This window comes from Dethiosulfatibacter sp., from assembly GCF_983023055.1.
This window is the reverse complement of sequence record NZ_CEZJXU010000060.1, coordinates 1-8,140: the sequence shown is the minus strand read 5'-3', so window position 1 is coordinate 8,140 and position 8,140 is coordinate 1. Positions and strand designations below refer to the sequence as shown.

Genomic DNA, 8,140 nt, shown 5'->3' with positions numbered 1-8,140 from the left:
ATTATTGAGAATTGCATGGTTGTGGAGAATGATAATATATATGAATGTGAAATGGGTAAAGGTATTTTATTCAATGAAAATAATATTTCCTTTGATTTAATTGTAGATTTAATGTATTATATTAGTTTAAACGAGATGGTTTATGTAAACAAGTTTAAAATTTCAGGGGATGATGCATATATATATATGAATAATGGGACCCTAGTAAAACTAGACCAGTTAAAAGACATGAAATACCAGCTTGTTTTCAGCAAAAATATCATAGATGAAAGAACAGATAAAAACCAGGATGTTAACGGGTTGATTGACTATACCAAAGGAGAAAATCCTGTTTATATAAGTTCTGAAGATTCGGAGGTCCGTTTTGAAGAATAAAATATTGATTTTGATTATTAGTCTTGTCTTGGGGTTTATACTTGCATTCCAATATCAAGTTGTAAAAAACACTTCGGGTGAAACTGAGATTTCTCAAAAAGTTAATGAATTAAAAAGCGAGTTAAGAAATTCTACAGAAGAAAAGGAACAACTTGTGGCGGACTTGAATGAAATTGAAAGCAAGCTCAAGGAATATGAAAGCGCTGCAGCAGAGGAAAGTATTTATGTGAAAAACCTCACTGAAGAACTGGAGAAATTCAAGATAATGTCTGGATATACAGATGTATCAGGACCTGGTGTTGTAATAACACTTGATAACCCGGATACAGATAATCAGTTTGGTGAATTTAATTCAAATCTTATATATAATTATGAGTATATATTGCTTATACTAAGTAATTTAAATGCTGCCGGTGCCGAGGCGATTTCAATTAACGGGCACAGACATACAAACTATACTGAAATTGTACCAGTGGGAACTCACCTTAACATTAATGGAATGTCTGTTGTACCACCTCTTGAAATAAAGGCTATAGGAAACAAGCAAACACTTGAGTCGGTTTTGAATTTTAAAGGCGGCGTTATTTGGGAAATGAAGAATTTAAACTTCAATATTGATATAGAGGTTGAAGATGAAATACAAATTCAAAGGCAGTTGAAAACTATGGATTTCAAATATGCTCAACCATATGAATAAAGATGGTGGTATTATGAAAAAAGGAATTGCTGTATTAATGCTATCCCTGGCAATAGGTTTTCTATTGGGAATGCAAATTACCAATGAATCCAAGGATTTTGTTTTTATTAATATAAACACTGTTGCTAGCTTGTCAAATGAAGTAAATATGATTAACCAGGAGATTAAAGATATAAAAAACATTATAGAAAAAAGCAAGAATGAACTTACCGAGTTTGAAATGCTTGAAAATAATGAAGAAGATATTTCTGTTTATCTCACTGATGAAATCAATGAAATTAAATCAGTAGCAGGATATACAAATCTGAGAGGCGAAGGGGTCATGATCAAGCTATCTGACAATATGAACGAGAGTCTGGGAAACATAAATTATGACCTGATTCACGACATAGATGTAACTATAATAATTAATGATTTAATTAGTTCCGGTGCAGAGGCGGTTTCCATAAATGGGAAAAGAATACTTTCAAAGACTGAGGTTGTATGCATAGGTCCACTAATAAGGGTCAATGGAGAAGGTATCGCAGCCCCCTTTATTATTAAGGCCATAGGCAACAAGGATGAATTGTCTGCTGCTATAAATGCGCCAAATACCTACGCTTATAATTTGAAAACAGTTTATGGAATAGGTATAGAAACAATGAAAAGCAATTTTATTCTTATACCTAAATATACAGAAAAAATTGAGTTTAACTATATAAAAAATTAAGGATGGTGGTTATATCATGTTGATTGCGGGTATGGGAATTCTTATAGGATTTTTACTGGGACTTGCCCTCACTCTGACATACAATGCAACATACACACTATATATTACACTTACTATTTTGATTTTATTGGAAAGCCTTTTGAGGATTATTATGAATTCCACAAAGAACCTTGATATCTACAAGGAAATACTCCTTGTTCTTTGTGAAGTCGTATTCGCTTGTTTGCTTGCTTTCATTGGTGAAAATCTTGGTATTTCATTATATCTAGTAGTAATGCTTGTATTCGGTTTGAGAATATTCAACAGCTTTAATGTAATTGTTAAAAAGATTATTAAATATGATAAAATAAATTGAAATTGACTATTTTTATGCTATACTTTAAATAGCATAATCGGGGAGGTATATTATGTTTGAATTTGATGTTGATCCTGTCAGCCTTGCTAGGATAAAGGTTGTAGGAGTAGGTGGCGGTGGTAACAACGCTGTTAATAGAATGATAGATGCTGATGTAAAAGGTATTAATTTTATAGCGGTAAATACAGATAAACAGGCTTTGCTTAATTCAAAGTCCGACAATAAGATACAGATAGGTGAAAAGCTAACCAACGGATTGGGCGCTGGTTCAAATCCTAATATAGGATTTAAGGCTGCTGAGGAAAGTAAAGCTGAGCTTCAGGATGTACTTGAAGAGACAGATCTTGTATTCATTACTGCAGGAATGGGTGGTGGAACAGGTACTGGGGCTGCACCATATATTGCGGAATTGTCCAGGGAAAAAGATATTCTTACAGTTGCTGTTGTAACAAAGCCTTTTATGTTTGAAGGTAAGAAGAGAATGGACAATGCAAGACAGGGTATCGAAAAACTGAGCGAATCCGTAGATACTATAATTGTAATACCGAATGACAAGTTGTTGGAAATTACTGACAAGAAGGCAACTCTTCTTGAAGCATTTGATATAGCCGATGATGTATTGAAACAGGGTATACAGGGCATATCGGATCTTATTGCTATCCCAGCAGTAATCAATCTTGACTTTGCAGATGTAAAAACAATAATGGCAAAACAGGGACTTGCTCATATGGGAATAGGATATGCAACTGGAGAAAGCAGAGCAATGACTGCTGCAAAACAAGCTATAAAGAGTCCGCTTCTGGAGACTTCAATAAATGGCGCAAGAGGTGTTCTTATTAATATTACTGGTGGAGTAGACATGGCTTTGCATGAAATCAATGATGCAGCAAGGCTTATAACAGAGTCTGCTGATCCAGAAGCCAATATAATATTTGGTGCAAACATTGAAGAGAGTCTTGGAGACTCAATTAAGGTTACTGTAATTGCAACAGGATTTACAGAGCAAAGACTTGAAAAGCCTGAAATAAAGTCTGAAACTGAAAAGCCTAAGGATGGAAACAAGGAAAGTAAAAAGGAAGAAAAAAATTCTTCTGAACCCAAGCCGAAAAGCTCATCATGGGATCTTGACATTCCAAGTTTCATAAAGTCTGATAACAAGATAAAATTCGAAAAGGAATAAAATACAATAAAACCTATAAAAGGACTGAATTGTTCAGTTCTTTTTGAGGTGCTTCCGGAGGATTTATATGAAATGCCCATTTTGTGAAAATGAAGAAACTAAGGTTGTAGATACAAGACCAACGGATGAAGGACATACAATTAGAAGAAGAAGGGAATGTATCAACTGCGGTAAAAGATTCACAACTTATGAAAAAATAGAAAACATACAGCTTATTGTCGTGAAAAAGGATAAAACTAGGGAAGTATTTGACAGAGCAAAAATGCTTAACGGTATAATAAGGGCTTGTGAAAAAAGACCGGTTTCCCTTAAGGAAATAGAAAGAATTACAGACAATATTGAAAAGAAACTTCAAAATTCTCTGGAAAATGAAATAACATCCGACAGGATTGGCGAACTGGTAATGGAAGAATTAAAAAACCTTGATGATGTAGCTTATGTCAGGTTTGCATCTGTCTACAGACAGTTTAAGGACATAAATACTTTTATGGACGAGCTGAAAAAACTGATTAACGGTAATTGACCTTAAAACTGTTGAGTTTCACATTGATCTATTATTGATTTAGTTGACTATGAAGCCGGGTGTTTTGGCTTTTTTTTGCCTAAGAAGATAGACCCGGCCCGATCATACGGTTGTTGCGAATTAGGTGCTTTGTCGTATCTGAAACATAAGAAATATGGTATAATAATTATTTGTAATTGAAATAAGGAGAAGCAATGGAAAAAAATCTAATAATAGATGTTCTTGATGGAAGCATCAGTCAGGAGCTTGGTGTTGAAAAAGGTGACAATCTTGTAAGCATCAACGGAGTTGAGGTAAGAGACTGTATTGAATACAGATTTTTGGAAACCGATGATTATATTGAACTGGAAATAGAAAAGAAGTCTGGAGAAATCTGGGTTCTTGAAATCGAAAAGGAAATAGATGAAACACTGGGAATAGTTTATGAAAATTCACTGATGGACAAAGTAAAAACCTGTAGCAACAAATGCGTATTCTGCTTCATTGATCAGCTTCCCAAAGGAATGAGAAAATCACTATATCTTAAGGATGACGATTCCAGACTTTCGTTTTTACTTGGAAATTTTTTGACTATGACAAATATGAAGGACGAGGAACTGGGCAAGATTATTGAATATGGTATCAGCCCTATAAAAATATCTGTACATTCAACAAATCCTGAAACCAGAAAAAGGTTGTTGAAAAACGAGTCAGGGGGCAATATTCTTGAAATCATAAAAAGATTTGAAGGAACGAACATAGTAATAGATTGCCAAATTGTACTTGTTCCTGAAATCAACGACAGAGACGACCTTGAAAAAACAATTGAAGACTTGATAGGTTGTTATCCTACAGTTAGAAGTGTGGCAATAGTACCTGTTGGTCTTACTAAGTATAGGGATGGACTTGAAGAAATCAGAGGTTTTACAGAAGAGGAATTTGGATACACCATTAACCAGGTAGAAAAATATCAAAAAAAATGTTTTGAAGAGACTGGAACAAGGTTTGTTTATCTCGGTGATGAGTTTTATATAAACGGGAAAATCGATCTTCCTGAATATGAAACCTATGAAGACTTTACTCTCATTGAAAACGGTGTGGGTATGGTAAGGGAGTTTGAAAGGGAAGTTGATGATGCCCTTGAAAATATAGATTTGGATGATTTACCAAGGTCAGATAAAAAGATATCTTTGGCAACAGGTGAATTGTCCTATGACTTGATGACAAAGACTGTTTTGAAAGTGACTGAAAGATTTAAGAATTTGTCAATAGATGTTCTAAAGATACGAAATGAATATTTTGGTGAAGAGGTAACAGTTTCAGGACTTGTAACAGGCGGCGATATAATAAAACAGTTGAAAGGCATTGTGAAAAACACGCTGCTCATTCCTAAAGAGATGCTTAAAAGCGATGAGGATGTTTTTCTGGATGATTTGATGCTGAATGAAGTTGAAGATGAATTGGGTGTAAGAATAGTACCTGTAAAGGTAAACGGATATAACTTAATTAATGAAATTATTGGAGAGTGTAAGAATGAGTAGACCGATTGTAGCAATAGTTGGAAGACCAAATGTTGGAAAATCCACCTTATTTAATAGAATATCAGGAAAAAGGATAGCAATAACAGAAGATACTCCTGGAGTAACAAGGGATAGAATCTATGCTGAGGCTGAATGGCTAAACAAGTATTTCACTTTGATTGATACAGGTGGAATAGAGCCTGCAAGTGAAGACATTATATTGATTCAAATGAAGAGACAGGCAGAAGTTGCCATTGATACTGCAGATATAATCATTTTTCTTGTTGATGGTAAAAATGGAGTGACTTCCGCAGACAAAGATGTTGCTGAAATGTTGAGAAAATCAAAGAAAAAAATTATACTGGCATGCAATAAAATGGATAAGTTTGTAAATGAAGACAATATTTTTGAATTTTATGAGCTTGGAATTGGAGATCCTGTATCAATTTCTTCTACTGAAGCATTGGGACTTGGAGATATGCTTGATATTGTTATTGAAAATTTCCCTGAAGAAAGTGAGACAGAATACAATGATGAAATAATAAAGGTTGCAGTAATAGGAAAACCGAATGTTGGAAAATCTTCTCTGATTAATAAGATTCTTGGTCAGGAAAGGGTAATAGTAAGTGATATCCCCGGCACTACCAGGGATGCCATAGATACTCATTTCAAATCTAAAGACCATGAATTTGTATTTATTGATACGGCAGGAATAAGGAAAAGAAAAAAAATATATGACAATATAGAAAAATACAGTGTTGTAAGATCCTTTGCAGCAGTTGAGAGAGCTGACATATGTTTAATGATAATAGACGTAAATGAAGGTGTAACTGAACAGGATACCAAGATTGCAGGTTATGCTCATGAAAATGGAAAAGGTATAATTGTTTTAGTAAACAAATGGGACTTGATTGAGAAAGATGACAAAACATATAAAACCTTCATAGATGATGTAAGAAACAAATTCCCATTCATGACTTATGCACCAATATTTCCAATCTCTGCCCTTACAGGACAGAGAGTAAACAAAATACTGGATGAAATCCTTGAAATCAACAGTTTCAGAAATATGAGAATATCCACCGGCGTACTTAATGATGTAATAAATGAAGCGGTGTTGATGAACCAACCAAGGTCTGTGAAAGGCAAGCGTTTGAAGATTTTATACGTATCCCAGGTTAGCGTATGTCCTCCAAAGTTTGTAATATTTGTAAACAACAAAGAGCTTATGCATTTTTCTTATGTCAGATATCTTGAAAACAAGATAAGAGAAAACTTTTTATTCAAAGGAACACCAGTTGTTTTCAGTCTGAAGAACAGAGGGGATTAAGTATGAATTTGTTTTTAGCTTGTTTGGCGGGATACTCTTTGGGTAATTTTTCAAGTGCTATAATAATTGGCAAGATCTTCTTAAAAAAGGATGTAAGAGATTATGGAAGCGGAAATGCCGGTGCTACCAACGCAGTCAGGGCATTTGGGGCAAAAGTAGGACTTGTGGTTTTTCTGCTGGATGTACTCAAGGGAGTTCTTGCAGTTGTGATTGGAAAATATATTGAACCTGCCTTGGGACAGTATTTTGCAGGTATATTTGTAATAATGGGCCATAACTGGCCTGCTGCACTAAAATTCAAAGGTGGAAAAGGAATAGCTACTTCAATAGGAGTAATGCTACCAATTAATCCTGTAGTAGCACTAATCTGCGTTGCGGTAGGATTGACACTTATAGTATTGACTAGAATAGTATCAATTGGTTCTATAGCAGGAGTTGTATTGGCACCTGTTGTAGTACTTGTATTTGCTAGACCAGTTGATACTAAAATTCTTGTGTTGACTTGCGCATTGTCTGCAATGGCCATATTCAGGCACAGAAGCAATATATCCAGACTCTTTAAGGGCGAAGAAAATAAATTCAAAAAAAAGGACTGATATCATGAATTATAATATAGCTATTCTTGGTGGTGGAAGCTGGGGTACAGCCGTTTCGAAACTGTTAAGTGAAAATAACCATAAAGTAAGAATATGGTTCAGAAATAAAGAAAAAGCTGAAATTGTAAAAAACATTAGAGAAAATAAGCATTATCTTCCAGATATAAAAATACCTGAGAATATTTTAGTAACAAGCGATATACATGAAGCTGTTAAAGATGCAGACATAATAGTTCTGGCAGTGCCTACCCAGGAAGTAAGGGGACTTATTACAAAAAACATCGATGTATTCAACAAGGATGCGGTACTTGTGAATCTTTCAAAAGGTCTTGAAAAGGATACCTTGTACAGGATTTCCCAGGTCTGTGAAGAATTGCTGCCGAATAATAAGTTTGTTGCTCTTTCGGGACCTTCACACGCTGAAGAGGTGGCTCTTGAAATGCCGACTACAGTAGTGGCTGCATCTAGTGATGAGGAAGTGGCGAAACTTGTACAGGATGTATTCATGAGTGATTATTTCAGAGTATATATAAATACTGATATTATAGGAGTTGAAATTGGAGGAGCACTTAAGAATGTTATTGCTCTTGCCGTAGGAATTTCAAATGGATTGGGATTTGGTGACAATACCAAGGCAGCCCTAATAAACAGAGGAATACATGAAATTGCAAGACTTGCCGAGAAAATGGGAGCTGACAAACTAACATTCCTTGGCCTTTCAGGAATAGGCGACCTTGTTGTAACCTGTACAAGTGTACATAGCAGAAACCGAAAGGCTGGTATCCTCATAGGAAAAGGTTATACAAAGGAAGAAGCTGCTGAAGAAGTAGGTATGGTTGTTGAAGGAATAATAACTACACATGCTGCATATCAGAT

10 protein-coding genes are annotated in these 8,140 nt (G+C 34.9%); all 10 read left to right on the top strand.

Going from position 1 to position 8,140, the window contains the following annotated elements; genetic code table 11:
• Positions 1-375 (top strand): hypothetical protein (locus AC3AX0_RS03675; RefSeq protein ID WP_487548952.1); only part of this gene is annotated, 375 nt, incomplete at its 5' end.
• Positions 365-1,072 (top strand): DUF881 domain-containing protein, encoded by a 708-nt coding sequence (locus AC3AX0_RS03670; protein ID WP_487548951.1) that lies wholly within the window; start codon positions 365-367, stop codon positions 1,070-1,072. The genes AC3AX0_RS03675 and AC3AX0_RS03670, both read left to right, overlap by 11 nt.
• A gap of 13 nt (positions 1,073-1,085) precedes the next feature.
• Positions 1,086-1,781, top strand: coding sequence for a DUF881 domain-containing protein (locus tag AC3AX0_RS03665; RefSeq protein WP_487548950.1), 696 nt, complete (start codon positions 1,086-1,088; stop codon positions 1,779-1,781).
• A 16-nt stretch (positions 1,782-1,797) separates the two neighbouring features.
• A complete protein-coding gene (locus AC3AX0_RS03660; protein ID WP_487548949.1) occupies positions 1,798-2,136 on the top strand; it encodes a DUF1290 domain-containing protein in 339 nt (112 codons plus the stop codon).
• A 52-nt stretch (positions 2,137-2,188) separates the two neighbouring features.
• Positions 2,189-3,316, top strand: a complete 1,128-nt coding sequence (gene ftsZ / locus AC3AX0_RS03655; protein WP_487548948.1) for a cell division protein FtsZ — start codon at positions 2,189-2,191, stop codon at positions 3,314-3,316.
• A 67-nt stretch (positions 3,317-3,383) separates the two neighbouring features.
• Positions 3,384-3,839 carry a transcriptional regulator NrdR gene (nrdR, locus tag AC3AX0_RS03650; protein WP_487548947.1) on the top strand — a complete coding sequence of 152 codons (456 nt, stop codon included), beginning with the start codon at positions 3,384-3,386 and terminating at the stop codon, positions 3,837-3,839.
• Positions 3,840-4,033: 194 nt separating this feature from the next.
• The gene (locus AC3AX0_RS03645; RefSeq protein WP_487548946.1) at positions 4,034-5,359 is read left to right on the top strand and encodes a DUF512 domain-containing protein; all 1,326 of its coding nucleotides are present in this window, start codon (positions 4,034-4,036) and stop codon (positions 5,357-5,359) included.
• Complete coding sequence (gene der, locus AC3AX0_RS03640; protein ID WP_487548945.1) at positions 5,352-6,668, top strand: ribosome biogenesis GTPase Der; 1,317 nt, start codon at positions 5,352-5,354, stop codon at positions 6,666-6,668. The genes AC3AX0_RS03645 and der overlap by 8 nt, the downstream gene beginning before the upstream one ends.
• 2 nt (positions 6,669-6,670) lie before the next feature.
• Positions 6,671-7,264: a glycerol-3-phosphate 1-O-acyltransferase PlsY gene (gene plsY / locus AC3AX0_RS03635; RefSeq protein ID WP_487548944.1), complete on the top strand. Its 594-nt coding sequence runs from the start codon at positions 6,671-6,673 to the stop codon at positions 7,262-7,264.
• Positions 7,265-7,268: 4 nt separating this feature from the next.
• The coding region (locus AC3AX0_RS03630) for an NAD(P)H-dependent glycerol-3-phosphate dehydrogenase (RefSeq protein ID WP_487548943.1) at positions 7,269-8,140 on the top strand (872 nt) is incomplete at its 3' end.

What these genes read in the sequence shown, in the direction of transcription:
- AC3AX0_RS03665 (WP_487548950.1), top strand. Translation starts at nt 1,086, where the DNA reads ATGAAAAAAGGAATTGCTGTATTAATGCTATCCCTGGCAATAGGTTTT.
- AC3AX0_RS03660 (WP_487548949.1), top strand. Translation starts at nt 1,798, where the DNA reads ATGTTGATTGCGGGTATGGGAATTCTTATAGGATTTTTACTGGGACTT.
- ftsZ (WP_487548948.1), top strand. Translation starts at nt 2,189, where the DNA reads ATGTTTGAATTTGATGTTGATCCTGTCAGCCTTGCTAGGATAAAGGTT.
- nrdR (WP_487548947.1), top strand. Translation starts at nt 3,384, where the DNA reads ATGAAATGCCCATTTTGTGAAAATGAAGAAACTAAGGTTGTAGATACA.
- AC3AX0_RS03645 (WP_487548946.1), top strand. Translation starts at nt 4,034, where the DNA reads ATGGAAAAAAATCTAATAATAGATGTTCTTGATGGAAGCATCAGTCAG.
- der (WP_487548945.1), top strand. Translation starts at nt 5,352, where the DNA reads ATGAGTAGACCGATTGTAGCAATAGTTGGAAGACCAAATGTTGGAAAA.
- plsY (WP_487548944.1), top strand. Translation starts at nt 6,671, where the DNA reads ATGAATTTGTTTTTAGCTTGTTTGGCGGGATACTCTTTGGGTAATTTT.